Genomic DNA, 26,497 nt, shown 5'->3' on the forward strand with positions numbered 1-26,497 from the left:
CCGCCTCAACGCCAAGGCACGCGATGCGCGCACCGCCTACGCCAATGCAACTTGACAACAGAGATAGTCGCTCACCCCCGCTCGCTTTGCGAGCGGACCCTCTCCCTCAAGGAGAGAGGGAAAGAAGAGCTAGCTCGCCGCTTCCAAGCGCACTTCCGTGAGCAGGCGCATCGCGGCGTCGGCATCCATGGGTTCGCCGAAGGCAAACCCTTGCGCATATTCGCAGCCCATCTGGTAGAGCTCGACCGCGTCGGAATCGGTCTCGGCACCTTCGGCGACCACGTCCATGCCGAGGTCGTGCGCGAGCGCGATGATGGACTTCAGGATCACCGGGCGGGTGCCGCGGTTGGTGGTGCGCACGAAGGATTGGTCGATCTTGATGGTGTCGAACGGGAAGCGCTGCAGATAGGCCAGCGACGAATGGCCGGTGCCGAAATCGTCGAGCGACAGCCCGGTGCCGAGCTCGCGGATGCGCGTCAGCATCTGCGCCGCATGCTCCGGATTCTCCATCACCAGCGATTCCGTCAGTTCCAGCTTCAGCGTGCCGCGCGCGACCGAGGAGCGCGACAGCACGGTGCGGATGTCGTGGATCAGGTCGTGGCGCAGCAATTGCCGCGAGGAGACGTTGACCGATGCGAAGATCGGCTCGCGCGAGCGCATCGCGCGCTGCCAGATCGAGAGCTGCTTGGCGGTCTGGTCGAGCACGAACATGCCGAGGTCGATGATCAGGCCGGTCTCTTCCGCGATGGTGATGAATTCCGACGGTGCCATGCGTCCGAGCTTGGGATGATCCCAGCGCACCAGCGCCTCGAAGCCGGCCACCGAACGGTCTTCGAGGCGCACGATGGGCTGGTACAGGATCGTGAGCTCCTGCCGCTCGATGGCGCGGCGCAATTCGCTCTCCAGCGTCAGCCGGTCGGTTTTTCGCGCGCGCATCGCGGACTTGTAGACGTCGATGCGGTCGCCGCCGATGCGCTTGGAGTGATACATCGCAAGCTCGGCGTCCTTGATGATCTCGTCCGTGAGCTGAACTTGCGGATCGGACAAGGCGAGGCCGATCGAGGCCGTGAGAAAGATTTCGCGTTCGTTGAAGGCGATCGGCGCGCGGATGGTCTTGCGGATGGTCTCGGCGAAGGCGGTGATGCGGGCGGGGTCCTGCTCCGAGAGCAGGATCAGGCCGAACTGGTCGCCTGCGAGCCGCGCCAGCGTATCCTGCGGCTTCAGGATGCGGGTGAGGCGGCGGGCCAGCGTCAGCAGGATGGAATCGCCGACGGCGATGCCGACGGAATCGTTGACCTGCTTGAAGCGGTCGAGGTCGATCACCATCAGCGTGGGCCGCAGCGTCGGCATGGTCTTGGCGAAATGCGCGACGGCGCCGAGCCGGTCCATGAACAGCTTGCGGTTGGGCAGGCCGGTGAGATTGTCATGCACGGAATCGTGCAGCAGGCGCTCCTCGGCGTTGCGCAACTCGGTGACGTCGGTGAGGGTGCCGACCACGCGCGAGACCTCGCCGTCGGAGCCGACCACCGGGCGCGCCTTCAGCGCGAACCACATGAAATGACCGTCCGGCGTGCGCAGGCGGAAATCCTGCACCAGGCGGCCGCGGCGCTGGTCGAGCACGCTGTCGAGCGCGGCGCGGAAACGGTCCTGGTCGAGCGGGTGCAGCACTTCCAGCCAGGAGGCGGCCGGGCCTTCCAGCGTGCCGCGCTTGAGGCCGAGCAGGGCCTCGGTCTCGGGGCTGGTGAAGACCTTGTCGGCGGAAACGTCCCAGTCCCAGATCAAATCGCCGGAACCGGCCAGCGCGAGCGCGCGGCGCTCGATGTCGGAGACGACGCCGGTGGTGGCGCCGCCGCCGGCGAAGGCATGCTGCATCACCGTGAAGCCGATCAGCATCACGATCAGCACGAGGCCGCCGAGTAGCGCCGGGCCGACGATGTCGTTGGTGACGGAGCCTGCGACCGTCATGCCGGCCGCGACCACCCAGACCACCAGCAGGAACCAGGTCGGAATCAGCAGCACCGCGCGGTCGAAGCCGTGGGTGGAGAGATAGACGATCAGCGCGAAGCCGGCGAAGGCGATCAGCACCAGCGAGATGCGCGCGATGCCGGAGGCGACGGCGGGATCGAACAGGGCCAGCGCGACCAGGGAGCCCAGGAACGCGAGCCAGCCCACCGTGATGTGCGAGTAGCGCACGTGCCATCGACTGAGATTGAGATAGGCGAACAGGAACACCAGCAGCGTCGCCGCCAGGATCGCCTCGCCCGCCGCGCGCCAGATGCGCTCGGCGTTGTTCGACATGTCGAGCACCTTGCCCCAGAAGCCGAAATCGACGCCGATATAGACCAGCACCGCCCAGGCCAGCGCCGCGGCGGCCGGGAACATGATGCTGCCCTTGACCACGAACAGGATGGTCAGCACCAGCGCCAGCAAGCCGGAGATGCCGATCACGATGCCCTGGTACAGCGTGAACGAGTTGACCTTGTCCTTGTAGGATTCAGGCTCCCACAGATAGAGCTGCGGCAGCTTGTCGGTGCGCAGTTCCGCGACGAAGGTGACGACGGCGCCGGGATCGAGGGTGATGCGGAAGACGTCGGCGGTCGGACTCTCCTGCCGCTCCGGCCGGTCGCCGATCGAGGGCGTGATAGTCGCGATGCGCGACAGCCCGAGATCGGGCCAGAGCAGCCCCGAGGAGACGATGCGGTAATGCGGGGCGACGATCAGGCGGTCGAGCTGGTCGTCGGTGTTGTTGGCGAGCGCGAACACCACCCAGTTCTGGCCGCCTTCGCGGGCGCGCACCTCGATGCGGCGGACGATGCCGTCGGTGCCGGGCGCGGTGGAGACCTGGATGCGGTCGGCGTCGCTGCGCTGATGCTCGAGCACGCCGGTGAGGTCGATCGCGGGCGCGTCACCGCGGACGCTGACAGCGTCGAGCGCGCGCGCCGGGAACGCGCAGACGAGAATCATGAGGCCCAGCGCTATGGGCGCGAGGCACCTGATCAGACGCAAGGTCAGTTCTCCGCGTTCGACGCAAACTCTTCGGTGCAGGCTCTTCGGTGCACGGCGTTTTCCGAACGGAACAAGGGGGTTCGGTGCGTCGCGATAGATGCCACGAAAGCAAGGAAAATCAAAGGGTTTCCGGCTTGCCCTGTGGGCCGCTGGCCTAGACCTCCAACACAATTTTGCCAATATGTGCCGAGGTCTCCATCCGCCGGTGCGCGTCGGATGCCTTTTCCAGCGGGAAAGTGCTGTCCATCAGCGGCTTGACCCGGCCTTCGCGCAAAAGCGGCATCACTTTCGCCTCGATCGCGGCCACCATCGCCGCCTTGTCCGCATTACTACGGGGGCGCAGCGTCGAGCCGGTATGGGTGAGGCGCTTCACCATCACCTTGGCGATGTTGACGGTGACCTTGGGCCCGTTGAGGGTTGCGATCTGCACGATGCGGCCGTCGAGCGCGGCGGCGTCATAGTTGCGATCGACATAGTCGCCGGCGACCATGTCGAGGATCAGATTGGCGCCGGCATTGTTGGTCTCCGCCTTGACCACGGCGACGAAGTCTTCCGTCTTGTAGTTGATGGCACGATCGGCGCCGAGCTTGAGGCAGGCATCGATCTTGTCCTGCGATCCCACGGTGACGATCACCTTCGCGCCGAACGCTTTGGCGAGCTGGATCGCCATGGTGCCGATGCCGGAAGAGCCGCCGTGGATCAGCAGCGTCTCGCCGGCCTTCAGGCCGCCGCGCTCGAACACGTTGTGCCAGACCGTCATCAGCGTTTCCGGCAGTGCGCCGGCTTCCTTGATCGACAGCGACGGAGGCACGCTCATCGCCTGACCGTCCTGGGCAATGCAGTACTGCGCATAGCCGCCACCGGCGACCAGCGACATCACCTTGTCGCCGATCTTGTGCCGCTTGGCGTTGCTGCCGACGGCCACCACTTCGCCGGCGATCTCGAGGCCGGGCAGGTCGCTGGCGCCGGGCGGCGGCGGATAGGCGCCGGAGCGCTGCGCCACGTCCGGCCGGTTGACGCCGGCGGCCTGCACCTTGACCAGGATCTCGTCGGGCCCGGGCTGCGGCAGCGCCCGCTGTTCCGGCACCAGCACTTCCGGTCCGCCAGGTTTCGAGATGGCGACCACGGTCATTTGCGCGGGCAGCTTGTCCATGATGTGTCCTTGAGCAAAGGTGCGGGATGGAACGAGGCCATTGCTTAGCCAGCGCAATGCAGGCTGGCAACCGCCTCAGCCGCTTGTGATGCGAACGCAGGAGGAACAAGGATGGCGATGGAAGACGACGACCGTCCGCGCAAGAAGATCAGCCATGACATCGGACAGGATCTCTCACTCTTGTCAGTGGAGGAACTGACCGAGCGCATCGCGCTGCTCAAGGGCGAGATCTCAAGGTTGGAAGAAGCCACAACAAAAAAGCGCGCCTCGCGCGACGCGGCGAACAGCGTCTTCAAGTCGTAGAGCATTGGAAGGGGAAGCGCGCGCTGCTTCCACCGCGTCATGGCCGGGCCTGTCCCGGCCATCCACGTTCTCGATGTCTCGCCGAAAGAAAGAACGTGGATGCCCGGGACAAGCCCGGGCATGACGGGTTGATTGTTCCACCGCCCACTAGGCCACTGACCGACATGGCTAACGAACCCTCAAAATAATCGCTCGTTTACTCCACATTAAGCTTTCGAGTTTATGACTGGGAACTGTCCTTGTTTGGACACCGAGTGGCTCCTGTCCACTCTGTTTGACGCCTCCCTGTTATCAACTTTCAAAGCCGCCGGTTTTCCGGCGGCTCTTTTTTTGCGCCCAGCCCCACCTTTTTGAGGCTCGCCCGGATTGAATTCCGGGCAAAGACCCGCGGAAACCATATCCGCGCTTGTAACTGGACTCGGCGCTCCCAGCGCGCAATGATTTGTTCATCATAAGCCGGCGCCAAAGCCGGGCAGTCAGACAGTTGCGTAAGGGGCGTTAACCATGGAACGTTTGCAAGCCGAGGGCGCTCTCGTTCAACTCAGCGAGCGGTTCACCAATTCTGCGGCGTTCGGCGTCCTGTTCCGCGAGGGCATGGACCTGGTCGAGGAGACCGCCGCCTATCTCGATGGCGCCGGCCGCACCGAGGCCAAGGCGCTCGATCGCGCCGTCAGCCTCACTTATGCGACCGAGAGCATGCGCCTGACCACCCGCCTGATGCAGCTGGCCTCGTGGCTGCTGCTGCACCGCGCGGTGAAGGAAGGCGAGATGACGCTGGGCCAGGCCAACCGCGAAAAAACCAAGGTCAAGCTTTCCGCCGCCGATCCCGGCTCAACCGACACCATCGAGAAGCTGCCGTCGCAGCTCCAGGATTTGATCCATCGCTCGATGAGCCTCCAGACTCGCGTGCGCCGCCTCGACACCACCATCCACACGCCGCCGGTCGATCATTCCTCGATCGGCAACCCGCTGGTGCCGCATCTCAACGCGCTGAAGGCGGCGTTCGAGCGGTAGGGCCTCCGTCATTCCGGGGCGCGCGAAGCGCGAACCTGGAATCTCGAGATTCCGGGTTCGGCTCTCCGAGCCGCCCCGGAATGACAGCGATAGAAAACAAAAAACGCCCCCGGCTCTCCGGGGGCGTTTTCGTCTCCAGCCTCGAGGGGCCGGATCAATCCTTTTTGAGAAAGCCCGAAAACTTCTTCTGGAAGCGCGAGACGCGGCCGCCGCGATCCATCAGCTGGGCGTTGCCGCCGGTCCAGGCCGGGTGCGACTTGGGGTCGATGTCGAGGTTCAGCGTGTCGCCTTCCTTGCCCCAGGTGGAGCGGGTCAGGTACTCGGTTCCGTCGGTCATCACGACCTTAATCGTATGATAGTTCGGGTGAATTTCGGCTTTCATGGCAATTCCTCGGCGCCCCGGCGCCTCACTTGAGTGGCTATCGAATGACGGATTTGGCGCGGTCTATACCCCACGAGGCCCTGTAAAACAAGCCATTGCAGGGCCTTAGGTGGGGACCGGGCGGCCCCCTAAGGGACATCCCGGATTTGCCACTCCCGCTCGCCCGGCCTATCTGGAGCGGAGCACCTCTCTTTGTCTTTTGGTCGGATCTCATGAGCGCAGTAGAACGGCTTGAAACCGGGCCCGCGGAAGCCCCGTCGATCGAGGCCGACCTGATCGAGGCGCCGGCGAAAAGCCGCGCGAAGCTGCGGCCGCTGCTGGCGCTCGCGCCCTATGTTGCGCGCTATCGGGGCCGGGCGGCGCTGGCCTTCGTGGCGCTGACGATCGCGGCGCTGACCACCCTGCTGGTGCCGGTCGCGGTGCGCAGGATGATCGATTTCGGCCTGACGCCTGAGGGCATCGAGCTGATCAACAGCTACTTCTCGGTGATGATCGCCGTCGTCGCCGTGCTCGCGCTGGCGAGCGCCGCGCGCTACTACCTCGTGATGACGATCGGCGAGCGCATCGTCGCCGATCTCAGGCGCGACGTCTTTGCTCATCTGCTGTCGCTGTCGCCGGCTTTCTTCGATTCCGCGCGCAGCGGCGAGCTGGTGTCGCGCCTGACCGCCGACACCACCCAGATCAAATCCTCCGTCGGCGCCTCGGTCTCGATTGCGCTGCGCAACCTGATGATGTTCTTCGGCGCTGCCGCGATGATGGTGATCACCAGCCCGCGGCTATCCGGCTTCGTGCTGCTGGCCATCCCCCTGATCGTGCTGCCGCTGGTCGCCTTCGGGCGCTGGGTGCGGCGGCTATCGCGCAATGCGCAGGACACGCTGGCCGAGGCCTCCGCCTATGCGAGCGAGCTGGTCGGTGCGATCCGCACCGTGCAGGCCTATACCAGCGAGAGCCTCGCCGAGAAGCGTTTCGGCGGCGAGGTCGAGCAGGCCTATGAAGCCGCGCGCACGTCCACGCAGGCGCGCGCCGTGCTCACCGCCATCATCATCTTCATCGTGTTCGCCAGCGTGGTCGCGATCCTCTGGATCGGCTCGCACGACGTGCTCACAGGCACCATCACGCCGGGCCGGCTCGGCCAGTTCGTGCTCTATGCGGCCTTCGCCGCGGCCGGCCTCGGCCAGCTCAGCGAGGTCTGGGGCGAGATCTCGGCGGCATCAGGCGCTGCCGAGCGCCTGTTCGAGATCCTGCATGTGCAGCCGGACATCACCGCGCCCACTTCGCCGCGCGCGCTGCCGGTGCCGGCGCGCGGCGAAGTCGGCTTCGACCAGGTCAGCTTCGCCTATCCGGCGCGGCGCGACGTCAACGTGCTCGATGCCGTCTCGTTCACCGTGCGCCCCGGCGAGAAGGTCGCCATCGTCGGTCCCTCCGGCGCCGGCAAGAGCACGATCTTTCATCTGCTGTTGCGCTTCTACGATCCGCGCAGCGGCGCGATCTCGCTCGACGGCGTGCCGGTCAAATCCGCCGATCCGCGTGACTTCCGTTCGCGCATCGCGCTGGTGCCGCAGGAATCCAACGTGTTCGCGGCCAGCGCCCGCGACAACATCCGCTTCGGCCGGCCCGATGCCACCGACGCCGAGGTCGAGCGCGCCGCCGAGCTCGCGCACGCCGCCGAGTTCATCCGCCGCCTGCCCGAAGGTTTCGACACCCCGCTCGGCGAGCGCGGCGTGACGCTGTCAGGCGGTCAGCGCCAGCGCATCGCGATCGCCCGCGCCATCCTGCGCGATGCGCCGCTGCTGCTGCTGGACGAAGCCACCTCCGCGCTCGATGCCGAAAGCGAGACGCTGGTGCAGACCGCGCTGGAAGAGCTGATGCGCCACCGCACCACGCTCGTCATCGCGCACCGCCTCGCCACCGTGCTGTCCTGCGACCGCATCCTGGTGATGGACCAGGGCCGGATCATCGAGCAGGGCACGCATGCGGAGCTGGTTGCTGCGAACGGGCTTTATGCCAGGCTGGCGCGGTTGCAGTTCGAGGGGGCGTGAGGCGAGGGCGCTTGGAACGCCGCTCCACTCACAGGTCATCACCCGCGAAAGCGGGTGATCCAGTACTCCGACACGGAAGTGATCAATCGATAAGCCGCGGCGTACTGGATTCCCCGCCTCCGCGGGGAATGACAGCGGAGGTTTTGGTAGGCGCTTCGCGCGACATCGTCTCCCTTCGCTACCGCCGTGCAGTCGAACGGACTCCGACTCCATTGGCTTCCGCCGATAGACGTCGGTTTGTGTCCCAAAGCAGTTTTCAAAGCGGCTCGAAGATCATCTGCCAGCCCTTTCGGGTGTCCATATATTCGCGAACCAGCTTGATGCGGTCGCCCGAAAGGACGAAGACGAAGCAATAGTCATTCTCGTAGGGCTTGCCTCCAGGAAGAGTGGCCCGCATCCGCTCCTCGACCACCACAGTGTTACCATCGGCATGAAGGCCCAGAAACGTGATCTCGACGTTCGAGAACAGATGGTGCATTTCCGCGGCAATGAAGCGTGCGATTTGATCCGGTCCAATCATGTGGTCGGTGTGCTTGAGAGCGACTGCGGTGGCGTTTCCGGCCGGCGCGATCCATTCGGCATCGGGAGTAAACAGCTCCGCGATCAAGCCGGCATCACGGGTTTTGAAAGTCTTCCAGGCATTGATGACGATCTCTTTAGGATTCGTGCTGTTCATTTCTTCTTCTCCAAGTGCTCAGCGGATCTGGGCTCTCTTATAGGAAGAGCGCATCGACATCGCTGGCCGGAATCGGACCTGATCATCTCAGGGCTATTCTTTTGGCGGCGGTCTACGCTAAAATGAGTCATGCTCAGTTTTGAGGTATGCAACACCGCGCGCTTGCAGCGTGATCCGCGCTATGACGGCCGCTTCTACACGGCAGTGAGGACCACGCGAATCTACTGCCGTCCGGTTTGCCCGGTGAAGCAGCCGTTGACCCGTAACGTGGCCTACTATCAAACTGCGGCGGCCGCCGAGGCCGCAGGATATCGGCCTTGCTTGCGTTGCCGTCCGGAGACCGCGCCCTTCTGTGCTGCCTGGAATGGCACGCGCTCGACAGTCGCGCGCGCCTTGAAATTGATCGATGGTGGCGCGTTGGACGACGGTTCGGTTGCTGCACTCGCCGATCGGCTCGGGGTAAGCTCGCGCCATCTTGCGCGTCTGTTCGAGCGGTATGTCGGGGCCAGCCCCCAGCAGGTAGCAAAGACCATGCGTGTACAGCGGGCGAAGCGCCTAATGGACGAGACGAATGATCAATTTGCCCAGATCGCCTACCGGTCCGGCTTTGGCAGCGTGCGCCGGTTCAACGCCGCCTTTCGCGAGCTCTATGGACGCTCTCCGTCCAGCATTCGCCAGCGTCGTAAAGTATCCGCGTGAGACAGGCATTGCCAACGTTGGTCAGCTTGTAGCCTTAGCCGACGTGCTCATCAGCTTTTTCTGAAGTCTGACAACCGCCTTAGCGGACTCCAGTCCCACAAAGCGAAAGTCGAATTGCAAAGGGCGGCAGCCAGAGCGCGGAACGATGTAGTGACTTTGCAGTTGTATGTTGTCCCCCCTCATCGGAGCCGGCCATTTGCAGACCCCTCAGTCAAAACTTGACGGGATCGACGATACCGCGCGACTTCAACTGCTCATCGATGCGATCGTTGATTACGCCATTTACATGATCGACATAGACGGCACCGTCCGCAGCTGGAACTCCGGCGCGCAGCGGCTGAAGGGCTACACGCCGGACGAAATCATCGGCAAGTCGTTCGCGTCCTTCTATACGCCCGACGATCGCACCAAAGGGCTCCCGGAGCGCGCCTTGAGCGTCGCAGCGCAAGCAGGCCGCTTCAGCGCCGAGGGATGGAGAGTCCGCAAGGATGGAAGCCGTTTCTGGGCATCGGTCATCATCGATGCCGTCCGCAACGAGGCTGGTGAGCTGATCGGCTTCGCCAAGGTCACGCGAGACGTAACCGAGCGTCAGCAAGCCCATGAAGAGCTTCTCCACAGCGAGCGGCGCTACCGTCAGCTGATCGAGGCGGTGGTCGATTACGCGATCTTTCAGCTCGATCCGCTCGGCAACGTGACAACCTGGAATCCCGGTGCGGAGCGAATCAAGGGTTACGCGCCGCCGGAGATCATTGGCCGGCATTTCAGCGCTTTTTACACGCCCGAGGACATCGAACTCGGTGTGCCCAAGCGTGCACTTTTAGAGGCGGCGGAGCATGGGCGGTTTGAAGCGGAAGGGTGGCGCCTGCGAAAAGATGGCTCCCGCTTTTGGGCGTCGGTCATCATCGATCGCATTACGGACGAGGCCGGCAACATCGTCGGGTTTGCCAAGGTCACGCGCGACGTTACGGACCGGAAGCGCGCCGAGGACGAACTCAAACACGTTCAGGAGCAACTCGCCGCATCCCAAAAGCTGGAAGCGGTGGGGCAACTCAGCGGCGGAATCGCGCACGACTTCAACAATCTGCTGATGATCGTCCTTGGCAATCTCGAAACAGCTGAGCGGCACGCCAAGGCGCCCGGAGCCAATCTGAACCGGGCGCTCGCAAACGCGAAACGAGGCGCGCAGAGAGCCGCGGCGTTGACCAGTCGCTTGTTGGCATTTTCGCGACGACAGGCGCTCGATCCCAAGCCGATCAACGTGAACAACTACGTCAATGGTCTGCAGGAATTCCTCCAGCGTACGCTGGGGGAGAGCATCGAAGTCCAAACGGTCGGAAGTGCGGGTCTGTGGCAAATTGAAGCCGATGCCAATCATCTGGAGTCGGCCATCGTCAACCTGGCAATCAACGCTCGCGACGCCATGCCTGACGGTGGAAAGCTGACTCTGGAAGCTGCCAACATCGCCGCCGACGAGGATTACTGTCGGCTCAATCCGGAATTGGCGCCCGGTCAGTACGTCGCTATCTGCGTGACTGACACAGGCGTCGGAATGTCGCGGGACGTTCTCAATCACGCGTTTGAGCCCTTCTTCACCACGAAGGAGCCGGGCCACGGCACCGGGCTTGGGCTAAGTCAGGTCTATGGCTTCGTCAAACAATCCGGAGGCCACGCAAAAATCTATACCGAGGTGGGGCAAGGCACGACGATCAAGATGTATTTCCCGCGCTTCACCGGCAGTGTCCGACATGAGGAAGTGGCACCTGAGGAGCTCGCCGAGGGTGAGATATTCGAGACCATTCTCGTGGTCGAGGATGATGAAGATCTGCGCGTCTATATTTCTGACGTCCTTCGTGATCTCAACTACCGTGTCCTCTCGGCCCGCAGCGCCCAAGCGGCCCTGACCATTCTCCTGCAGGACGAGTCGAAGGTGGATCTTCTTCTCACCGACGTGGTCATGCCGGGGATCAATGGTCGCGAACTTGGCAGGCGCGCGCACCAAATTCGACCGGAGCTGAAAATCCTGTACATGACCGGGTATTCGCGTAATGCCGTCGTGCACCAGGGAAGGCTTGATGAAGGCGTCAATCTGTTGGAGAAGCCGATTTCCCAAGCGAAGCTTGCACTGAGGGTGCGAGAGATTCTCGACCAGAACGAATGAACTAGGCCTCAGATCGAGCGTCTTGACGATTTGAAGAGGTTAGTTCCGCCACAGATGCGCGCGCAATCGTAGGCTTCCGGAATTTCGGATAGGGCAGCCCGCCCCTGAGCCGCGTGTATGAACCTTGCAGTTCCACCAGATGTGGCGCCTAATCAGGTATCGCCGGCCAAAGGCTCGTCCGTAGGCGTCGGTGCCTGAGAGATGATTTGTGCTCCCGCCTCAACGGGAGTGCGCCTCATGGCCCAGCCATTCAGCAAGGAAACCCTCGAGCTTTTAGAGCGGGCGCAGCGAGCGATCGAGGAGTCGATCCGGCTTCGCGAAGACAGCCACCGCGCGATCCGCCAGGCCGAAAGCTGGCAGTTCGATCTCGAACTCCGCTTGAACCGAGAGCACATGGCAGCGAATTGACGAACAGCACCGCTTATCGGCACTTCGGCGACAGCGCCGGCACGTTCGGCCAGGGCCAGTTCTTCCAGCTCCCGTCCTCGTCGACACAGGCCGATGCCCCAAGGCCATTCGTCGGAGCACTCGTGGTCTTGACCGGCGTGGCGAGGCGCTGGTCGACATAGCTGGTCGAGACATATCCGGAGACGATGACGCCGAGCAGGACCGAAGACCCCTTGGCCAGATCGCTCAGTTTCATGGGGCATCTCCATCCGCTTGCCGGCGCAACTTCCGGGCACAACGACTAGCCGACGTCCCGGGATCCCGACGTGACGGGCGTCACGTCCGCCAGAATCAAGGCTGCCATTCCATCTTCAGCACGGGCCGGCCCGAGGTCGGGTTCACCTCGTCGCCGGCATGCGCAAAGCCGTTGCGCTCGTAGAAGCGGATGGCGCGGCTGTTGTCCTTGTTGACGAGCAGCGTCACGCCCGCAGGCGACAGGCGCTTGGCCTCATCCAGCAACAGCCGCGCCGCGTCCGAGCCCCAATGCGCGGGATCGACCACGAGCTGATCGAGATAGCCGTCGCCGTCGATGGTGACGAAGCCGGTCAGCGTGCCGTCCTGCTCCGCGACCACGATGGAGGCCTTCGGCACCAGCTCCTTGCGCCAGCGCTCGCGCCACCAGTCCAGCCGTGCCGCGAAGTCGATCTGCGGATAGGCCTGCTGCCAGGTGCGATGCCAGAGCTCGATCGAGGCGGCCTCGTCCTCTGGAAGGTAAGGGCGGACGCGGAGGGCGGTCATTTTACGTAGGCCGTCATGCCCGGGCTTGTCCCGGGCATCCACGCCCTTCTCCCCGCGTGGACCGAGGCCCGTCATGGCCGGGACAAGCCCGGCCATGACGGTGTGGCGAGTATCGCGCGACCCTCACCACTACCGCTCCGTCAGCTTCAGCTCGATGCGGCGGTTGCGCTTGTAGGCTTCCTCGGTGTTGGCGGTGTCGAGCGGCTGGAATTCGCCGAAGCCGGCGGCGACGAGACGCTGGGCGGGCACGCCGAGCGAGATCAGGTACTGCACCACCGAGATCGAACGGGCGGCCGAGAGGTCCCAGTTCGACTTGAAGTTCGGACCGTTGACCGGACGTACGTCGGTATGACCGTCAACGCGCAGCACCCAGGGGATCTCGTTCGGGATCTTCTTGTCGAGGTCGATCAGCGCGGTCGCGAGCGTGTCGAGCTCGGCGCGGCCTTCGGGCAGCAGCACCGCCTGTCCGGTGTCGAAGAACACTTCGGACTGGAACACGAAGCGGTCGCCGACGATGCGGATGTCGGGGCGGTTGCCGAGGATCGCGCGCAGGCGGCCGAAGAATTCCGAACGGTAGCGCGACAATTCCTGCACGCGCTGCGCCAGGGCGACATTCAGGCGAGACCCGAGATCGGCAATTCGGTTTTGCGATTCCTTGTCGCGCTTCTCGCTGGCGTCGAGCGCTTCCTCCAGCGCCGCCAATTGCCGCCGCAGCGCGCTGATCTGCTGGTTCAGCACCTCGATCTGCGCCAGCGCACGCGCCGAAACCGCCTTCTCGGAGTCCAAGGCCTTACCGAGCTCGGAGGATTTGCCTTGCGCATCGTTGCCGGCCGCGGCGAGCCCCTCATAGAGGCCCTTGATGCGGTCGCGCTCGCTCTCGGCCGAGGCGAGGCCGGCTTTCAGCGACGAGACCTGGTCGTCGAGCGTGAGCTTGCCGAGCTTCTCCAGCGACAGTAATTCGTTGAGCTGCGCGATCTTGGCGTTGAGCAGCTCCAGCGCCTTGTCCTTTCCGGTGACCTCCTGCGACAGGAAGAACTGCACGACCAGGAACACCGACAGCAGGAACACGATCGACAGCACCAGCGTCGACAGCGCGTCGACGAAGCCGGGCCAGTAGTTGAAGGAGGTATCGCCGCGGCGGCCGCGCGCCAGTGCCATGTCGCTAACCCTTCTCGGGCTGACGCGCGATGCGCTCCAGCAGGCGCCGGATCTCGCGGTTCTGCTCGCCCTGGCCGTCGGCCCATTCACGGATCATCTGCTGCTCGGTGCGCATATGCGAGACCAGCGCCTGGATGGCTTCGGCAAGGCTCGCCATCGCCGCAGTGGTGCCGCGGCTGCCGCTGCCTTCCTCGAGCACCGTGCGCAAGCGCTCGACGACAGCCTGAAGCTCGCCGCTGGCAATGCCGCCGCCACTGCCGCTGGCGGCGACAGCTACTTCGCCACTGCCATATTCGCGCACGGTGGTGGCAAGCCAGTCTTCGAGATCGGTGTAGAAACGGTTCTGCGCCTGGCTCGATTGCAGGTCGAGAAAGCCCAGGATCAGCGAGCCGGCGAGGCCGAACAGGGAGCTCGAGAACGAGATGCCCATGCCGCCGAGCGGGGCGGCCAGGCCCTCCTTCAGCGTGTCGAACAGGGCGCCGGAATCGCCCCCGACCTTGAGCCCGTCGATCACCTTGCCGACCGAGCCGACCGTCTCGATCAGGCCCCAGAAGGTGCCGAGCAGGCCGAGGAAGACCAGAAGCCCAGTCATGTAGCGGGAGATGTCGCGGGCCTCGTCGAGGCGGGTCGCGATTGAATCGAGCAGGTGCCGCATGGTGGTCTGGGTGATCGACATCCGCCCGGTGCGCTCGCCGCCGAGAATCATCGCCATCGGCGCCAGCAGCTTGGGGTGACGGGCGGGCGCAAGGCCAGGATCGGCGATGCGGAAATTGTTGACCCAGGAGACTTCGGGATACAGCCGGATCACCTGGCGGATGGCCAGGATAATGCCGATGAACAGCACGCCGCCGATCAGGGCATTAAGCCCGGGATTGGCGAAGAAGGCCTGGATGATCTGCTTGTAGAGCACCACTCCCACCAGGGCGCAGAGCACCAGGAAGACCAGCATCCGCACCAGGAAGACGCTGGGCGAGGAAAGCTTGGTGTATTCGATGTCGAGGGAAGAGCGGGGCGAGGCGCCTGGCGGCATGGCCGGTATCATCCGTTAACTTGCTTGCGGGGCGCACTATGGCACAGCGCCAGCCCAAAAAAAGCGCCGGATGCGCCGATTTCGGGGAGAGCTGGGGAACCCAGAGCTGAAACGGGGCTTTGGTACGGACGTACTTTCCTAATCCTCGGCATTCCACAGGTTCAAGTCGTACTTTTTCCCCTGCCGCCCAAGATCTGGCGCCCAAGATCTTCCGCCCAAGATCTGCCGCCCAAAGACGGAGTCGTCGCATGAGCGTCGTGTCCGCAATCATCGGGACTGCCGAACGGGTGCCGCTGCCTGATGTCGTGATCCGCGCGGCGATCCAGCGCCTGTGCTCGCGCACGGTGACGCGGCTGTCCGCGCTGGGCGGGGCCGACGATGCCGCCTTCGCCGGGCGGATGATGCTGCGGCCGATCGCCGAGGACCCGGATGTCGGCTATGACGAGGTGCCCGCTTCGTTCTTTGCGAAGGTGCTCGGTCCCAACCGCAAATACTCCTGCTGCTTCTACAAGACCGACGCGACCACCTTGCAGGAGGCCGAGGAGGAGGCGTTGCGCCAGACCGCCGAGCATGCCGCTCTCGCCGACGGCCAGACCATCCTCGAGCTCGGCTGTGGCTGGGGCTCGCTGTCGCTGTGGATGGCGCGGCAGTTTCCGCACGCCAAGGTGACGGCGGTGTCGAGCTCGCAGGCGCAGCGCGCCCATGTCGAGGAAGAGGCGCGGCTGCGCGGTCTTCTTAATCTGCGGGTGGTCTGCGCGGACATCAACGTGTTCGCGCCGGACGGGCAATTCGACCGCATCGTCTCGGTCGAGATGTTCGAGCACGTGATGAACTGGCGCAAGCTGATGACGCGCCTGCGATCATGGCTCGCGCCGGAGGGGCGGTTCTTCATGCACATCGTCGCCCATCGCTCCGGCTCTCACCTGTTCAACGGGGCCGATCGCGACGACTGGATCGCACAGCACGTCTTCGCCGGCGGGCTGATGCCGAGCCATCATCTCATCAGGCAATTCGACGATATCTTCGCGGTCGAGAAGGAATGGTGCTGGAGCGGCACCCACTATCAGCGCACCGCCAACGACTGGCTCGCGAATTTCGACACGCATCGCTGTTTCATCGAAGCGGCCTTGCGCAACATCCATGGCGAGGAGACCGGCCTGCGGATGCGACGCTGGCGCTGGTTCTTGCTCGCGACAGCAGGCCTGTTCGGCTACGCCGATGGAACCGAGTGGGGCGTCAGCCACTATCGGATGAAGGCGGCAGGGTAATTGCGCTGTTCCGTCGCAGCACGCCGCGAGGGAACTCGATTCACGATCCGGTGACTTTCCGAAACACTCGTTTTTTGAACGGGATAGCTCGTGTGACAATGAGCCGCCCAAGCTCTCATTGCGTCGCAGCAAACACCGATTATTTTCCTTTTCAAATCAGACTGTCCGGAACTTCTTCGGAAGACCAGCGATAGAACGGGGCAACTACCCTTATGTCAGCATTTCACGCGCGATCCGCCTGCATGGCCATAATGCTCGCGGTCGCAGCACCGCTTCTTGCGGGCTGCGATGAATCAAACTCTGCGATCGTCCAGGCGCAACCGACCGAACCCGACGTGAGCATCGTGACCGTAAGGCCGCAGCCCCGCGCGGTCGTGCGGGAACTCCCTGGCCGGATCGCGCCGACACGAGTCTCCGATGTTCGGCCCCGGGTTTCGGGCATCGTTGTTGAGCGCCTGTTCCACCAAGGCAGCGAAGTGAAAGCCGGCGATCCGCTCTACCGTATCGATCCGCGCCCGTTCGAGGTCGAGGTAAAGGCCAACGAAGCCGCGCTCGCCAAAGCGGAGGCTGGGCTGATGCAGTCCCAGCAACAGGCCCGCCGCATCGCCACGCTCACCAGCCAGCGCGCCGCGCCCGAAGCCGAGAACGAGAAAGCGATCGCGGCCGAGCGACAGGCTCATGCCGAGGTCGAGGGCCGCAAGGCCGACCTCGCGCGCGCAAAGCTCAATCTCGACTACGCCACCGTGCGCGCGCCGATTGACGGCGTTGTCGGTGCGGCCCTGGTCAGCGAGGGTGCGCTCGTGGTCCAGAACGAGACCAATCTGGCCACCATTCAGCAACTCGATCTGATCTACGCCGACTTCACCCAGTCGGTGAACGAGCTCAATCAGCTCCGCCGCGCCTTCGAGAGTGGCGATCTCGAACGTATTGCGCCCGGTGCCGTCAAGGTGCGTCTCGTGCTCGACGACAACACGATCTATCCGCTGAACGGCAAGCTCCTGTTCTCCGATGCCAAGGTCGACGCCAACACCGGTCAGGTGACCTTGCGCGGTGAATTTCCCAATTCAAAACGTGAATTGCTGCCTGGCATGTACGTTCGCGTACGAATCGAGCAGGGCATCGACAGCGACGCGATCGCGGTGCCGCAGCAGGCGATCCAGCGCAACGGCGGCGGCGGCAGCGAAGTCTTCGTCGTCAAGGACGATCACCGCGTCGCGGTGCAACCGGTGCGCATCGGTTCGGCGCAAGACGGCTTCTGGTTCGTCACTGAGGGCCTGAAGGCCGGTGACAGGGTCGTGGTGGAAGGCTTCCAGAAGTTCGCAGCTGGCGACAAGGTCAAGCCGCAATCCTGGGCCGAGGCCGAAGCCATCGTGGAAAGTCAACGCGCACAGATGATGCAGTAAAGCATCATGGCCAGTTTCTTCATCGACAGGCCGATCTTCGCCTGGGTCGTCGCGCTGTTCATCTGTCTGGTCGGCGCAATTTCGATTCCGCTGTTGCCGATCGCGCAATATCCGATCATCGCGCCGCCCTCGATCTCGATCTCGACCAGCTATCCCGGCGCCTCGCCCGAGAACCTCTACAACAGCGTCACGCGGCTGATCGAGGAGGAGCTCAACGGCGCCTCCGGCATCCTCAATTTCGAATCGACCAGCGACTCGCTCGGCCAGGTCGAGATCATCGCCAATTTCCAGCCGGGAACAAACACCAACGACGCCTCGGTGGAGGTGCAGAATCGCATCAAGCGGGTCGAGGCGCGCCTGCCGCGCGCGGTGATGCAACAGGGCATCCTGGTCGAGGAAGCCTCCAGTGCGGTGCTTCAGATCATCACGCTGAGCTCGACCGACGGCAGCCTGGACGAGGTCGGGCTCGGCGACTTCATGATCCGCAACGTGCTCGGCGAGATCCGCCGCATCCCCGGCGTCGGCCGCGCCACGCTGTATTCGACCGAACGCAGCTTGCGCGTCTGGGTCGATCCGGCCAAGCTGGTCGGTTATGGGCTGACCGCCGACGACGTCAACAAGGCCATTGCCGCGCAGAACGCGCAGGTCGCTTCGGGCAGCATCGGCGCCGAGCCGTCGACCGCGACCCAGCGCACCTCCGCGCTGGTGCTGGTCAAGGGCCAGCTCTCGTCCCCGGACGAATTCGGCACCATCATCCTGCGCGCCAATGCCGACGGCTCGACCGTGCGGCTGCGCGACGTCGCGCGCATCGAGGTCGGCGGCCTCAGCTACCAGTTCAACACCCGTCTCGACGGCAAGCCGACCGCCGGTCTCTCCGTGCTGATGTCGCCGACCGGCAACGCGCTGGCGACCGCGAGCGCGGTCGAAGAGAAAATGAAGGAGCTGTCGCGCTTCTTCCCGGCCAACATCTCCTACGAGATCCCCTACAACATCACGCCCGTGGTCGAGGCCTCGATCAAGAAGGTGCTGTCGACCCTGGTCGAAGCCGTGGTGCTGGTGTTCGTGGTGATGTTCCTGTTCCTGCAGAACATCCGCTACACCATCATTCCGACCATCGTGGTGCCGGTGGCGCTGCTGGGCGCCTGTACCACGCTGCTGCTCGCCGGCTACTCCATCAACATGCTCTCGATGTTCGGCATGGTGCTCGCGGTCGGCATCCTCGTGGACGATGCCATCGTCGTGGTCGAGAACGTCGAGCGCATCATGGCCGAGGAGGCGCTGCCGCCCAAGGAAGCCACGCGGAAAGCGATGTCGCAGATCACCGGCGCCATCATCGGCATCACGCTGGTCTTGATGGCCGTGTTCGTGCCGATGGCATTCTTCCCGGGTTCGGTCGGCATCATCTACCGCCAGTTCTCCGTGACCATGGTCGCCGCGATCGGCTTCTCCGCCTTCCTGGCGCTGTCGCTGACGCCGGCGCTGTGTGCGACCTTGCTCAAGCCCGTCGCGGCCGGCCACGGTCACGCCAAGAAGGGCGTGTTCGGCTGGTTCAACCGCATGCTCGACGGCGGCAAGGAGGGTTATTCGCGCACCGTCGGCTTCTCGCTGAAGCGCACCGGCCGCTTGATGCTGGTCTATGTCGCGCTGCTCGCCGGCCTGTCCTGGGCCTTCGTCAATCTGCCCGGCGGCTTCCTGCCCGTCGACGACCAGGGCTTCGTCACCACCGACGTGCAGACGCCGTCGGATTCGTCCTACGGCCGGACCGAGGCGGTGATCGAGAAAGTGGAAAAATACCTGGCGCAGCGCCCGGGCGTCGACAACGTCACCTTCCTCACCGGCTTCAGCTTCTCCGGCCAGGGCATGAACACCGCGCAGGCCTTCATCACCCTGAAGGACTGGTCGGAGCGCGGGCCGAAGGATTCGGCCGCGGCGATCGTTACCGACATCAATCGCGATTTGTCGTCGTCGATCCGCGACGCAAAAATCTCCGCGCTGCAGCCGCCGCCGATCGACAATCTCGGCAACTCCTCGGGCTTCTCGTTCCGCCTCCAGGACCGCGGCCAGAAGGGCTATCCGGCCTTGATGCGCGCCGCCGATCAGTTGATCGCGGAGGCCAATGCAAGCGCGGTGCTTCAGAAGGTCTATGTCGAAGGCCTGCCCGAGGCCGGCGTGGTCAATCTCGTGATCGACCGCGAAAAGGCCGGCGCCTTCGGCGTCACTTTCGAGGACATCAACAACACGATCTCGACCAATCTCGGCTCGAACTACATCAACGACTTCCCGAACCGCGGCCGCATGCAGCGCGTCGTGGTGCAGGCCGATGCGCGCGACCGCATGCGGACCGAGGACATCCTCAACTACAACGTCAAGAACAGCCGCGGCCAGCTCGTGCCGTTCTCGTCCTTTGCCACCGTGGAATGGGCGCGCGGCCCGACGCAGATCACCGGCTTCAACTATTATCCGGCGGTGCGCATCTCCGGCGAAGCAAAACCCGGCTTCACCTCGGGCGATGCCATCGCGGAGATGGAGCGGCTTGCCGGCAAGCTGCCGCGCGGCTTCGGCTATGAATGGACCGGGCAGTCGCTCCAGGAAAAGCTCTCGGGCTCGCAGGCGCCGTTCCTGCTCGGGCTTTCGGTGTTCGTGGTGTTCCTGTGTCTGGCCGCGCTGTACGAGAGCTGGACCATTCCGCTCGCGGTGCTGCTCACCGTGCCGCTCGGCATCGTCGGCGCCGTGGTCGCAGCGATGCTGCGCGGCCTGCCCAACGACGTCTACTTCACCGTCGGCCTGATCACCATCATCGGTCTCGCCGCCAAGGACGCGATCCTGATCATCGAGTTCGCCAAGGATCTGCGCAAAGAAGGCAAGCCGCTGGTGGACGCCACCATCGAGGCCTGCCGCCTGCGCTTCCGCCCGATCCTGATGACCGGCCTCGCCTTCATCTGCGGCGTGCTGCCGATGGCCATTGCCCATGGCGCCGGCGGCGCCAGCCAACAGGCGCTCGGCAGCATCGTGATGGGCGGCATGATCGCGGTGGTGATCCTGGCGCTGCTGATGGTGCCGGTGTTCTTCGTCTCGGTGCAACGCGTGCTGGGCGGGGATCGGGAGAAGGTGGCGAAAGAGGCCGAGATGTATGGGCCGCCCGCGCCGGCCAAGCTGTAAGGTGAGGTGTCATGCCCCGCGAAGGCGGGGCATCCAGTACGCCGCGGCCTTTCCGTACTCAACAGGCGTCTCTGGAATACTGGATCATTCGCCTTCGCGGATGATGACAGTCGGATTTGCGCTGGTGAGAGTCGGCCATTGAACGCCCGATCGGTCGGCTTGATTTCTCGGAGGCCTCAATCCAGACTGCATCCCTGGATTGAAACAACGTATTCGCACTCTGCCCGCGAATGCACAGGCGCCCGCCGATCGAGAGCATGTGATGCGTCCGACTGACATTGCGATCTCGAACTATCGCTCCATTCGGCGGCTCTCCATACCCATCCATCCCCTGTCGGTGTTTGTCGGCGAGAATGGAGTCGGCAAGTCCAATCTCTACAAGTCCTTGTCGCTGTTGCGCGACGCGGCGACCGGTCAGATCACCCGCACGATCGCCGATGAAGGCGGATTGAATTCGGTCTGCTGGTCCGGCCTACGCAAACGGGGCCAAGACGGGCGGCTGCGGCTGTCCGCCACATTCGACAGCATGAGCTATTCCATCGAGCTCGGGTTTCCGAGCCCGCTTCAGGCCGCGTTTTCCGGCGAGCCGATGATCAAGGCCGAAAGCATCGAAACGACGCGCGGCAAACGAACCGTCAAGCTGATGGAGCGGATCAATTCGCTCATCAGCGTCCGCGGCGAGAGCGGCGCCTGGAACGCGCACAAGGACGCGGTGCTGCCATCAGAGACCGCGCTTGCGGCTTTTTCCGATGGCAAGCAATGCCCGGAAATCGACCTGATCAGAAATGCCATGCTGGGCTGGCGATTCTATCATGACTTCCGCACTGATCCGGCGTCGCCGATACGAAAGCCATGTCTCGCGATCGCAACGCCCTCGCTCAGCGCCGATGGCATCGATTTGGCTGCCACCCTGGCGACCCTCTATGTCATTCGGGAAGACGCCAACGATTTGCAGGACGCAATCCAGGATGCATTCCCGGGCGCCGAACTCCGCGCATGGGAACAAAACGGCAGGTGTGAATTCGATCTGCAATTGCCGGATATGCCGCGGCCGTTCAGGGCTCATGAACTGTCCGACGGGACGCTGAAATACATCTGCCTGCTCGCGGTGTTCATGGGTTACCGGCTGCCGCCGTTCATCGCGCTGAACGAACCCGAGACCAGCCTGCATCCGTCGCTGCTGGCGCCGCTGGCCCGGCTCATCGCCAAGGCATCACGCCGCGCCGACATCTGGATTGTCACCCATTCGGAACAGTTGATGGACGCACTGCGAAGCGAGAGTTCGGTCCCGCTTCGCCGGGTCATCAAGTCGAAAGGCGCCACAGCCATCGAGGGCCTGACCATTGGCGGTGAATATCGCGACGATGAAGATGACGAGGAGGACGAGTAGCCGCGGCAGATCGAGCCGTCGTGCTACAGCGGCCTACTTCCGCAAAATCTTCACCAATTCCCCCGTGCACGAACTCATTGCCGCACACGACATTGCCGGTCACCAGCGCATCGCCCGGCGTGTCGATGTGGCTGATCGTGTCGCCCGCCTCGCGCAGCATGATCATACCCGCCGCGATGTCCCACGATTGCAGATTGCGCTCCCAGTAGCCGTCGAGGCGGCCGGCGGCGACGAAGGCGAGATCGAGCAACGTTGGTCAGGCTTCGTGCTGGATCGCTCGCGGGCGGCGTGCGCCAAAGATTCAACTTTCGGTGGATTTGATTCCATGCATAATCGCTCCGGGGAAATTTTAGGGGGCGGTTATGTTGGCGCGAGTTTTCGCGAATTGCCGGCGTGCAACTACTATTGCGCTTTGTGCTTTGATCATCAGCGGGTGCGCTATTCATCCGCTGCCGGACGATACGGCTCACATCTCGACCTACAATATCGTTCGGCAAATCCGTTGCGAGACGCGGCAGGCGGTTATCGATCGACTCCTCACTTACCTTACGGACGACACCAATCACCATGAAATCCGGCAGAATGGTCGAATTTTCCAGAAGGTCGATGATAGGTCATTTGCGATAGGGCAGCAGGCCGCCCGCGACTATGAAATCAATCACGATTCGATCGCCAAATTCGATTCGACAAAACTCACTGGCTTTGCGCGGTATGTTATCGAAGTGATGCTCAGTATAGGCATTGCCTATAATTTCGACCTGACCGGATACGAGCAGAACAATATCGATCCCGAGATCAATTTCATTCGACCGCTACCCCTCTCGACATCGGTGTCGCTGGGCCTCAAGGCAAATTTTGACAGATATCGACAGAATGAACGATCGTTCACGATCACCGACACCTTCTATGCATTGATCAAGAACGTTCCGGAATCCTATTGCAAGAATTCCATCGTCGAAGCGAACATCATCTATCCGATTTATGGCAAAGTCGGTGTCCAAAAAATGGTCTACGACTTCACGTTGCTCGCCTTCTTCGGCAATCTCACCGGAGACGGCTCGAAGGATTTCATCAACATCAGTGGACCTCCAACGATGGTCGATCAGTTGGAATTCCAGACCACCATTGGGGGCACGGCGTCACCTAAAGTCGTTTTCGCACCGCTCGGACCCGCCTTCCAGGTGTCCGACGCAACCCTCGGCGTGTCGGCGACTCGCCGGGACACGCACAAGCTCACGATGGGGCTCTATCTCGACAAGCTGGGTTCGACCGAAGTCAAGAATGTTCGCACTGCGCTATTTGAAGGCTTGGTCCCAGGCAATTTGATCACCGCGTCGGGAGGACGAGCAGAGCTTGGTGCGGCAAAGGCCGTTGAGCAGTTTCTGCTACAGAAAATATTCAGGCCGACAATCGTCATTCAGCAGTGAAAGTGGAGGAATCGATGGCGAAGAAAGCAAGGAAAGCGGTGGCGACCCCGGTTCATATCCAAGCGAAGACGCTGGAGAAGCTGGAGAAAGCAGCCCGCAAGGCGGGGTTGTCGAAGCATTTCAAGAAGGCGGTTGGAAAGACCAGGAGGACGGTGTTCGTTCACGTCGAGCGGGAGAATTTCGACAAGCTGAAGGAGCTCGTTCAGCACGAGAAGCTGGCCGCGCATCCGTCCGCGCGATCACTGTCGAATTGTGATTGTGATCCGGACGACGTGTTCTGCTTCTGCTAGGGAGATCGCGTCCCCGGACTGTTGCGGCCTGGGATCCGAAGTCGATGCCTGGGCGAACGGAGTCGTGCCCCGCGAAAGTCGTGCCGAGAGACTGGACCCCTACTTCCGCAGGATCTTCACCAGTTCCCCGTGCACGAACTCATTCCCGCACACGACATTGCCCGTCACCAGGGCGTCGCCCGGCGTATCGATGTCGCTGATCGTTCCGCCAGCCTCGCGCAGCATGATCAGGCCCGCCGCGATGTCCCAGGATTGCAAATTGCGCTCCCAGTAGCCGTCGAGGCGGCCGGCGGCGACGAAGGCGAGGTCGAGGGAGGCGGCGCCGAAGCGGCGCAGGCCGGCGACGCGCTCCTGCATCGCGGTCATCTCGCGGCGGAATTCCTCGTGGTCGCCGCGGCCGATATGGGGCAGGCCACAGGCCACGACGCATTCGTTGAGCTGGCGGCGGCCGGCCACGCGCAGGCGCTGGTCGTTGAGGAAGGCACCCTTGCCGCGCTCGGCGATGTAGAGCTCGTCATTGGCGGGGTTGTAGATCACGCCGGCAATGATCGTGCCCTCGCGCGAAAGCCCGATCGAGATCGCGAATTGCGGGATCCCGTGCAGGAAGTTGGTGGTGCCGTCGAGCGGATCGACGATCCAGGTGTGGCTCTTGTCGGAGCCCTCGCGCGTGCCGCCTTCCTCGCCGATGAAACCGTAACCGGGCCGCGCCTTGGCGAGGTCCTGGTAGAGGATCTCCTCGGCGCGCTTGTCGGCCAGCGAGACGAAATTCGCCGGCCCCTTCAGCGAGACCTGGAGATGCTCGATCTCGCCGAGATCGCGCTTGAGGCTGCGGCCGGCGCGGCGCGCGGCCTTGACCATGACGTTAATAGTTGCGGAATACAGCATGAGCTTCCGGTCTTGATCGGGGGAAATGGCGCGAAATCGCGCCTGTTTGAGGGATGGGGTGCCCTGCGGGGGCCTCAACGTCAAGTCATTTGGCCCCGAGCCATTTCCTGGCGGCGGCCTCGGCCTTGGCCCGGTCCTCGGCCGGCAAATCGGACAATTGCTTGTCCAGCTCCGGATCGCCCTTGCCGGCGGTCTTGGCCACCAGATGCCATTTGAAGCCCTCGATCTTGTCCACGGCCGTGCCCATGCCGTTGATCAGCACCCAGGCCAGCCGGTTCTGCGCGATCGCGCTGCCCTGGCGGGAGGCCTTGCGCAGCAGGGCTACGGCGGCCGGCTGGTTCTTCGGCGTGCCGGTGCCGTTGAACAGCGCGATGGCGTATTCGACCTCGGCATCGACATTGTCGGTCAGCGTGGCGACCTGGAGCAGACGCACCGCCCGTTCCAGGTCCTTCGGCACGCCAGTGCCTTCCTTGTAGAAGGTCGCGAGCGCGTATTGCGCCTCGGGCAGGCCGGCATCGGCCGCCTGGCGCAGCAGCTCGGCGGAGCGCTTGACGTCCTGCGGCAGGGTCTGGCCATCGAGATAGAGCAGCGCGAGGTTATAGGCCGCCTTGGGCTCGCCAAGCTTGGCGGCGGACGCCATCAGCTTCACCGCCTCGTTCTTGTCGACCGGGCCGCCACGGCCAGACATCCTGAGCATGGCGAGGGCGAACATCGCCTCGCGGTCGCCGGCATCAGACGCGCGCTTGTACCATTGCAGCGCCTTGGCGTAGTCGCGCCGGATGCCCATGGCATTGGAATAGAGCTCACCCAGCATGGTCATTGCCTTGGGATCGCCGGCCTCGGCACGGGCGGTGGCGAGTTCGAAGGCGGTCTTGTACTGGCCGCGCTGATAGGCGCCGTACACCAGATCTACGTTGGGATTGTCGGTCGGAGGCGCCGGAATCACCGTCGCCGCCGGTGCAGGCTTTGGGGAAGCTGAAGGTTTGGGGGAGGCTGACGGTTTGGGTGCCGGCGCCGCTTCCTTCTTCTTGGTGATGGTGTGCGGCGTGGCCTTCTTGGTTTTCTCGGCCGAAGGGCTCGGCGTTGCCACGGGCGGCGTGATCTGGAGCTGCGCGGCCGCGGGCACTGTGAGCAGCAGCAGCGTGGCCAGGATGGTGATGCGCGGGAGCTTCATGTCGGGCGCTAGCCGTGCTCTTGACCCGCAGGATTTTGGCCCGCAAGCGCAGTCGCATGGGCCTTCTTGATCGCAGCGTCGATCTCGACCAGCGCAGCCTTGGGTCCGCGCGGATCGGTCCAGATGAAGTCGCCGACCAGCACGAAATCGGCGCCGCTGGCGGCGAATTCGTGGGCCTCCTCCAGCGACATGGCAAAGCCGACGCAGGGCGGTTCGAACAGCTCGGCCCACCAATCCAGCCGCTCGGCAATCGCTTGCGACGACGGCCGCTGGCCCTTTGCATCGGGCTCGCCGAACAGAACGTAATCCGCGCCGATCTCGCCCGCATCCATGGAATGGTGCCGCGTCGTCAGCCCGCCGACGCCGGCGATGCGATCGGGCTTCAGCGATGGCAGCGCCTCCTTCAGCGCGGCGATGCCGGGCAGGTGCGCGCCGTCGGCGCCGCCGCGTGCGACGAGCTCAGGATGGCCTTCGACGAGCAGCGCGGCGCCCGCTTTCTGAACCGGCGGCGTCAAAACCTTGATTCGCGAGATCATGGTGCGCTGATCGGTCACCTTCAGCCGCAGCAGCACGGCTGCGACGTCGGCGGCGGCGAGCAGGCCGGGCAGCTCGGCCAGAAGCGAAGCGGGATCGTCGACGACAGGCGTCGCGAGATAAAGGCGCGGCGCCGGGCGCGGTGGAGGAGATTTGTTCGACAA

23 protein-coding genes and 1 pseudogene are annotated in these 26,497 nt (G+C 63.6%); 12 read left to right on the forward strand and 12 right to left on the reverse strand.

The window, feature by feature from the left end; genetic code table 11:
* Nucleotides 1–129: 129 nt before the first annotated feature.
* Both AC0L3C_RS19650 and AC0L3C_RS19655 read right to left on the reverse strand, forming a co-directional pair.
* Nucleotides 130–3,006: an EAL domain-containing protein gene (locus AC0L3C_RS19650; protein ID WP_473265388.1), complete on the reverse strand. Its 2,877-nt coding sequence runs from the start codon at nt 3,004–3,006 to the stop codon at nt 130–132.
* 154 nt (nt 3,007–3,160) lie between these two features.
* Nucleotides 3,161–4,159, reverse strand: coding sequence for an NAD(P)H-quinone oxidoreductase (locus AC0L3C_RS19655; protein ID WP_007605500.1), 999 nt, complete (start codon nt 4,157–4,159; stop codon nt 3,161–3,163).
* A gap of 111 nt (nt 4,160–4,270) precedes the next feature.
* Here AC0L3C_RS19655 and AC0L3C_RS19660 point away from each other — a divergent pair, with 111 nt between their 5' ends.
* Nucleotides 4,271–4,462, forward strand: a complete 192-nt coding sequence (locus AC0L3C_RS19660) for a DUF1192 domain-containing protein (protein ID WP_473265387.1) — start codon at nt 4,271–4,273, stop codon at nt 4,460–4,462.
* A 504-nt stretch (nt 4,463–4,966) separates the two neighbouring features.
* A complete protein-coding gene (gene rcdA, locus AC0L3C_RS19665) occupies nt 4,967–5,476 on the forward strand; it encodes a protease adaptor protein RcdA (protein ID WP_007605503.1) in 510 nt (169 codons plus the stop codon).
* 154 nt (nt 5,477–5,630) lie between these two features.
* Here the strand turns inward: rcdA and rpmE are convergent, their stop codons facing one another.
* Nucleotides 5,631–5,858 carry a 50S ribosomal protein L31 gene (gene rpmE, locus AC0L3C_RS19670; RefSeq protein WP_007599895.1) on the reverse strand — a complete coding sequence of 76 codons (228 nt, stop codon included), beginning with the start codon at nt 5,856–5,858 and terminating at the stop codon, nt 5,631–5,633.
* A gap of 212 nt (nt 5,859–6,070) precedes the next feature.
* Here rpmE and AC0L3C_RS19675 point away from each other — a divergent pair, with 212 nt between their 5' ends.
* Entirely contained in the window at nt 6,071–7,897 is a 1,827-nt protein-coding gene (locus tag AC0L3C_RS19675; protein ID WP_473408748.1) for an ABC transporter ATP-binding protein/permease, read from the forward strand.
* 256 nt (nt 7,898–8,153) lie between these two features.
* On the opposite strand, the gene AC0L3C_RS19680 is transcribed toward AC0L3C_RS19675, so the two are convergent.
* Nucleotides 8,154–8,573, reverse strand: coding sequence for a nuclear transport factor 2 family protein (locus AC0L3C_RS19680; RefSeq protein ID WP_473265383.1), 420 nt, complete (start codon nt 8,571–8,573; stop codon nt 8,154–8,156).
* Between the two features lie 129 nt (nt 8,574–8,702).
* On the opposite strand from AC0L3C_RS19680, the gene AC0L3C_RS19685 reads away from it, so the two are divergent.
* The 3 genes from AC0L3C_RS19685 to AC0L3C_RS19695 all read left to right on the forward strand — a co-directional run bounded on the left by AC0L3C_RS19685 (nt 8,703) and on the right by AC0L3C_RS19695 (nt 11,838).
* A complete protein-coding gene (locus AC0L3C_RS19685; protein WP_473265381.1) occupies nt 8,703–9,272 on the forward strand; it encodes a bifunctional transcriptional activator/DNA repair enzyme AdaA in 570 nt (189 codons plus the stop codon).
* 166 nt (nt 9,273–9,438) lie between these two features.
* Entirely contained in the window at nt 9,439–11,430 is a 1,992-nt protein-coding gene (locus tag AC0L3C_RS19690; RefSeq protein WP_473265379.1) for a hybrid sensor histidine kinase/response regulator, read from the forward strand.
* Between the two features lie 237 nt (nt 11,431–11,667).
* Complete coding sequence (locus tag AC0L3C_RS19695; RefSeq protein ID WP_473265377.1) at nt 11,668–11,838, forward strand: hypothetical protein; 171 nt, start codon at nt 11,668–11,670, stop codon at nt 11,836–11,838.
* A gap of 13 nt (nt 11,839–11,851) precedes the next feature.
* Here the strand turns inward: AC0L3C_RS19695 and AC0L3C_RS19700 are convergent, their stop codons facing one another.
* From AC0L3C_RS19700 to AC0L3C_RS19715, 4 genes are all read right to left on the reverse strand, one after another.
* A complete protein-coding gene (locus tag AC0L3C_RS19700; protein WP_473408749.1) occupies nt 11,852–12,073 on the reverse strand; it encodes a hypothetical protein in 222 nt (73 codons plus the stop codon).
* A 95-nt stretch (nt 12,074–12,168) separates the two neighbouring features.
* Nucleotides 12,169–12,615: a GNAT family N-acetyltransferase gene (locus AC0L3C_RS19705; RefSeq protein ID WP_473280113.1), complete on the reverse strand. Its 447-nt coding sequence runs from the start codon at nt 12,613–12,615 to the stop codon at nt 12,169–12,171.
* Between the two features lie 129 nt (nt 12,616–12,744).
* Nucleotides 12,745–13,773 (reverse strand): peptidoglycan -binding protein, encoded by a 1,029-nt coding sequence (locus AC0L3C_RS19710; RefSeq protein ID WP_473265371.1) that lies wholly within the window; start codon nt 13,771–13,773, stop codon nt 12,745–12,747.
* Between the two features lie 4 nt (nt 13,774–13,777).
* Nucleotides 13,778–14,803: a flagellar motor protein MotA gene (locus AC0L3C_RS19715; protein WP_473265369.1), complete on the reverse strand. Its 1,026-nt coding sequence runs from the start codon at nt 14,801–14,803 to the stop codon at nt 13,778–13,780.
* Nucleotides 14,804–15,051: 248 nt separating this feature from the next.
* Here AC0L3C_RS19715 and AC0L3C_RS19720 point away from each other — a divergent pair, with 248 nt between their 5' ends.
* From AC0L3C_RS19720 to AC0L3C_RS19735, 4 genes are all read left to right on the forward strand, one after another.
* Nucleotides 15,052–16,071 carry an SAM-dependent methyltransferase gene (locus AC0L3C_RS19720; RefSeq protein ID WP_473408750.1) on the forward strand — a complete coding sequence of 340 codons (1,020 nt, stop codon included), beginning with the start codon at nt 15,052–15,054 and terminating at the stop codon, nt 16,069–16,071.
* Between the two features lie 212 nt (nt 16,072–16,283).
* A complete protein-coding gene (locus AC0L3C_RS19725) occupies nt 16,284–17,474 on the forward strand; it encodes an efflux RND transporter periplasmic adaptor subunit (protein ID WP_473408751.1) in 1,191 nt (396 codons plus the stop codon).
* 6 nt (nt 17,475–17,480) lie between these two features.
* Entirely contained in the window at nt 17,481–20,633 is a 3,153-nt protein-coding gene (locus tag AC0L3C_RS19730; RefSeq protein ID WP_473408752.1) for a multidrug efflux RND transporter permease subunit, read from the forward strand.
* A 262-nt stretch (nt 20,634–20,895) separates the two neighbouring features.
* Nucleotides 20,896–22,023, forward strand: a complete 1,128-nt coding sequence (locus tag AC0L3C_RS19735; protein WP_473408753.1) for an AAA family ATPase — start codon at nt 20,896–20,898, stop codon at nt 22,021–22,023.
* A 33-nt stretch (nt 22,024–22,056) separates the two neighbouring features.
* On the opposite strand, the pseudogene AC0L3C_RS19740 reads toward AC0L3C_RS19735, so the two are convergent.
* Nucleotides 22,057–22,270: pseudogene (locus AC0L3C_RS19740) on the reverse strand (inositol monophosphatase family protein); the annotation flags it as partial.
* Nucleotides 22,271–22,385: 115 nt separating this feature from the next.
* Between AC0L3C_RS19740 and AC0L3C_RS19745 the strand changes: the two are divergent.
* Both AC0L3C_RS19745 and AC0L3C_RS19750 read left to right on the forward strand, forming a co-directional pair.
* Nucleotides 22,386–23,450, forward strand: coding sequence for a hypothetical protein (locus tag AC0L3C_RS19745; RefSeq protein ID WP_473265358.1), 1,065 nt, complete (start codon nt 22,386–22,388; stop codon nt 23,448–23,450).
* A 14-nt stretch (nt 23,451–23,464) separates the two neighbouring features.
* Nucleotides 23,465–23,740 (forward strand): hypothetical protein, encoded by a 276-nt coding sequence (locus AC0L3C_RS19750; RefSeq protein WP_473265356.1) that lies wholly within the window; start codon nt 23,465–23,467, stop codon nt 23,738–23,740.
* A gap of 99 nt (nt 23,741–23,839) precedes the next feature.
* Here the strand turns inward: AC0L3C_RS19750 and AC0L3C_RS19755 are convergent, their stop codons facing one another.
* The 3 genes from AC0L3C_RS19755 to AC0L3C_RS19765 form a co-directional block, all read right to left on the reverse strand.
* Nucleotides 23,840–24,625 (reverse strand): inositol monophosphatase family protein, encoded by a 786-nt coding sequence (locus AC0L3C_RS19755; RefSeq protein WP_473265353.1) that lies wholly within the window; start codon nt 24,623–24,625, stop codon nt 23,840–23,842.
* A gap of 85 nt (nt 24,626–24,710) precedes the next feature.
* Complete coding sequence (locus AC0L3C_RS19760; protein ID WP_473280099.1) at nt 24,711–25,799, reverse strand: tetratricopeptide repeat protein; 1,089 nt, start codon at nt 25,797–25,799, stop codon at nt 24,711–24,713.
* Between the two features lie 8 nt (nt 25,800–25,807).
* Nucleotides 25,808–26,497 carry a thiamine phosphate synthase gene (locus AC0L3C_RS19765; protein WP_473408754.1) on the reverse strand — a complete coding sequence of 230 codons (690 nt, stop codon included), beginning with the start codon at nt 26,495–26,497 and terminating at the stop codon, nt 25,808–25,810.

The sequence above is a fragment of the Bradyrhizobium sp. WSM4872 genome, assembly GCF_055811715.1.

What these genes read in the sequence shown, in the direction of transcription:
- AC0L3C_RS19655 (WP_007605500.1), bottom strand. Translation starts at nt 4,159, where the DNA reads ATGGACAAGCTGCCCGCGCAAATGACCGTGGTCGCCATCTCGAAACCT.
- AC0L3C_RS19660 (WP_473265387.1), top strand. Translation starts at nt 4,271, where the DNA reads ATGGCGATGGAAGACGACGACCGTCCGCGCAAGAAGATCAGCCATGAC.
- rcdA (WP_007605503.1), top strand. Translation starts at nt 4,967, where the DNA reads ATGGAACGTTTGCAAGCCGAGGGCGCTCTCGTTCAACTCAGCGAGCGG.
- rpmE (WP_007599895.1), bottom strand. Translation starts at nt 5,858, where the DNA reads ATGAAAGCCGAAATTCACCCGAACTATCATACGATTAAGGTCGTGATG.
- AC0L3C_RS19675 (WP_473408748.1), top strand. Translation starts at nt 6,071, where the DNA reads ATGAGCGCAGTAGAACGGCTTGAAACCGGGCCCGCGGAAGCCCCGTCG.
- AC0L3C_RS19680 (WP_473265383.1), bottom strand. Translation starts at nt 8,573, where the DNA reads ATGAACAGCACGAATCCTAAAGAGATCGTCATCAATGCCTGGAAGACT.
- AC0L3C_RS19685 (WP_473265381.1), top strand. Translation starts at nt 8,703, where the DNA reads ATGCTCAGTTTTGAGGTATGCAACACCGCGCGCTTGCAGCGTGATCCG.
- AC0L3C_RS19690 (WP_473265379.1), top strand. Translation starts at nt 9,439, where the DNA reads ATGTTGTCCCCCCTCATCGGAGCCGGCCATTTGCAGACCCCTCAGTCA.
- AC0L3C_RS19695 (WP_473265377.1), top strand. Translation starts at nt 11,668, where the DNA reads ATGGCCCAGCCATTCAGCAAGGAAACCCTCGAGCTTTTAGAGCGGGCG.
- AC0L3C_RS19700 (WP_473408749.1), bottom strand. Translation starts at nt 12,073, where the DNA reads ATGAAACTGAGCGATCTGGCCAAGGGGTCTTCGGTCCTGCTCGGCGTC.
- AC0L3C_RS19705 (WP_473280113.1), bottom strand. Translation starts at nt 12,615, where the DNA reads ATGACCGCCCTCCGCGTCCGCCCTTACCTTCCAGAGGACGAGGCCGCC.
- AC0L3C_RS19710 (WP_473265371.1), bottom strand. Translation starts at nt 13,773, where the DNA reads ATGGCACTGGCGCGCGGCCGCCGCGGCGATACCTCCTTCAACTACTGG.
- AC0L3C_RS19715 (WP_473265369.1), bottom strand. Translation starts at nt 14,803, where the DNA reads ATGCCGCCAGGCGCCTCGCCCCGCTCTTCCCTCGACATCGAATACACC.
- AC0L3C_RS19720 (WP_473408750.1), top strand. Translation starts at nt 15,052, where the DNA reads ATGAGCGTCGTGTCCGCAATCATCGGGACTGCCGAACGGGTGCCGCTG.
- AC0L3C_RS19725 (WP_473408751.1), top strand. Translation starts at nt 16,284, where the DNA reads ATGTCAGCATTTCACGCGCGATCCGCCTGCATGGCCATAATGCTCGCG.
- AC0L3C_RS19730 (WP_473408752.1), top strand. Translation starts at nt 17,481, where the DNA reads ATGGCCAGTTTCTTCATCGACAGGCCGATCTTCGCCTGGGTCGTCGCG.
- AC0L3C_RS19735 (WP_473408753.1), top strand. Translation starts at nt 20,896, where the DNA reads ATGCGTCCGACTGACATTGCGATCTCGAACTATCGCTCCATTCGGCGG.
- AC0L3C_RS19745 (WP_473265358.1), top strand. Translation starts at nt 22,386, where the DNA reads ATGTTGGCGCGAGTTTTCGCGAATTGCCGGCGTGCAACTACTATTGCG.
- AC0L3C_RS19750 (WP_473265356.1), top strand. Translation starts at nt 23,465, where the DNA reads ATGGCGAAGAAAGCAAGGAAAGCGGTGGCGACCCCGGTTCATATCCAA.
- AC0L3C_RS19755 (WP_473265353.1), bottom strand. Translation starts at nt 24,625, where the DNA reads ATGCTGTATTCCGCAACTATTAACGTCATGGTCAAGGCCGCGCGCCGC.
- AC0L3C_RS19760 (WP_473280099.1), bottom strand. Translation starts at nt 25,799, where the DNA reads ATGAAGCTCCCGCGCATCACCATCCTGGCCACGCTGCTGCTGCTCACA.